The following is a 1916-nucleotide window of genomic DNA, read 5'->3' as shown; positions in this document are numbered from 1 at the left end:
CCGGGCGCCTCGCCGCCTGCCGCTACTTCTTCCGCTACGAGTTGCCGCGCATCGACGCCTGGCTCGGCGTCGTCGAGACGCGAGACGACACCTGCCGCACGATGGCCGAGGACGCCTTTTGAAGCTGTCGCGCGAGCGCCTCGGGTCCTGGACCTGGATGCTGATCTACGGCGGGATGATCGTGATGTGCATCGGCCTGGCCCTGCAGCAGCAAGGGCGTTCGTACGGCATCGGCGTCATCATCGCCGGCGCGCTGGCCGCGGCCGGGGGCGCCGTCCTGATCTGGGTCCGCTCGCGCATGGGCGAGGAAGCGGAGCCGATGTCCCCACCCGAAACCGGAGCCAAGCCATGAGCACCCACGTCCGTGAACTGTTCGACCTCGCCGGCAGGACGGCGCTCATCACCGGCGGCTCGCGCGGGCTCGGCCTGCAGATCGCCGAGGCGCTCGGCGAGGCCGGCGCCAAGGTGATGCTCACGTCGCGCAAGGCGTCCGACCTCGAGGAGTCGGCCGGGCACCTGAAGGAGCGGGGCATCGAGGCGATCTGGATCGCCGCCGACGCCAGCCAGCCGAGCGAGATCGTCCGCGTCGCGCAGGACGCGATCGCCCGCATGGGGCACGTCGACATCCTCGTCAACAACGCCGGTGCGACCTGGGGCGCCGCCGCCGAGGACCACCCGCTCGAGGCCTGGGACAAGGTCATGAACCTCAACGTCCGCTCGATCTTCCTGATGAGCCAGGCGATCGGCAAGCACAGCATGATCCCGCGCCGGCAGGGCAAGATCATCAACGTCGCCTCGATCGCCGGCCTGGCCGGCAACAGCGCCGACATGGCGATGGTCGCCTACAACACGAGCAAGGCCGCGGTCGTCAACTTCACGCGCACGCTGGCCGGCGAATGGGGCAAGTACAACATCAACGTCAACGCCCTGGCGCCGGGCATGTTCCCCAGCAAAATGACCAAGGGAACGATCGACCGGATCGGCGCGCAGAACCTGGCCGGGCACGCACCGCTGCTCAGGATCGGCGACGACGACGACCTCAAGGGCGCGACGCTGCTGTTCGCGTCGCGTGCCGGCAAGCACATCACCGGCCAGGTCCTGCCGATCGACGGCGGCGTGTCGGCCATCATCGCCGCCTGATCGACTTGAAGTTCCTGGTCCACATCCCGTTCGCCGAGACGCTCGGCTTCGAGCTGCTCCGCTTCGAGCACGACGAGGCCGATATCGCCGTCGAGCTGCGCGAGGAGCTCACGAACTCCTGGGGCGTGGCGCACGGCGGCGTGACCATGACCTTGCTCGACATCGCCATGGCGCACGCCGCGCGCAGCCCGGGGCCGACGGGCGAGGTCGACACCGTCGGCGCCGCCACGATCGAAATGAAGACCAGCTTCCTGCGCCCGGCCCTCGGCCGCCTGGTCGGCAAGGGTCGGCGTTTGCACCGCACGGCGTCGATGGCGTTCTGCGAAGGCTCGGTCTTCGACGCCGGCGGGGAGCTCGTCGCCCACGCGACCGGCACGTTCAAGTTCCTGAAAGGCCTGCCGGTCGGCGGCAGGCGGATCCAGAGACCCAACGCCTCCGACTGAGAGCCAGCCATGCCCACGATGAACAAGCAGATCCACCTCGTCTCGCGTCCCGAAGGCGAGGCCAATGCCGAGAACTTCCGTCTCGTCGAGGCGCCCGTGCCCGAGCCGGGCGACGGGCAGGTGCTGATCCGCACCCACTACCTGAGCCTCGACCCGTACATGCGTGGACGCATGAACGACGGTAGGAGCTACGCCCAGCCGCAGCCGCTCGACAAGGTGATGCAGGGCGGCACGGTGGGCGAGGTGGTCGCCTCCAAGCACCCGGGCTACCGCGCCGGCGACAAGGTCGTCGCCTTCGGCGGCTGGCAGGAGTACTCGATCGCCGATGCCGGC

The 1916-nt window shown here is 69.2% G+C and carries 3 protein-coding genes and 1 pseudogene; all 4 read left to right on the top strand.

Annotated elements, in window-relative coordinates; translation table 11 throughout:
• The first annotated feature begins 118 nt into the window (after positions 1–118).
• Positions 119–352 (top strand): hypothetical protein, encoded by a 234-nt coding sequence (locus tag AC30N0_RS18020; RefSeq protein ID WP_489519265.1) that lies wholly within the window; start codon positions 119–121, stop codon positions 350–352.
• The gene (locus tag AC30N0_RS18015; protein WP_489519264.1) at positions 349–1140 is read left to right on the top strand and encodes an SDR family oxidoreductase; all 792 of its coding nucleotides are present in this window, start codon (positions 349–351) and stop codon (positions 1138–1140) included. Before AC30N0_RS18020 ends, AC30N0_RS18015 begins: the two co-directional genes overlap by 4 nt.
• A gap of 5 nt (positions 1141–1145) precedes the next feature.
• Positions 1146–1583, top strand: coding sequence for a PaaI family thioesterase (locus tag AC30N0_RS18010; RefSeq protein ID WP_489519263.1), 438 nt, complete (start codon positions 1146–1148; stop codon positions 1581–1583).
• 9 nt (positions 1584–1592) lie between these two features.
• Positions 1593–1916: pseudogene (locus AC30N0_RS18005) on the top strand (NADP-dependent oxidoreductase); the annotation flags it as partial.

This window comes from Rhizobacter sp. (assembly GCF_031412495.1).
In the GTDB taxonomy this organism is placed as follows: Bacteria; Pseudomonadota; Gammaproteobacteria; order Burkholderiales; family Burkholderiaceae_C; genus Schlegelella_A.
This window is presented reverse-complemented; position numbering and strand designations above follow the sequence as displayed.

What these genes read in the sequence shown, in the direction of transcription:
- AC30N0_RS18015 (WP_489519264.1), top strand. Translation starts at nt 349, where the DNA reads ATGAGCACCCACGTCCGTGAACTGTTCGACCTCGCCGGCAGGACGGCG.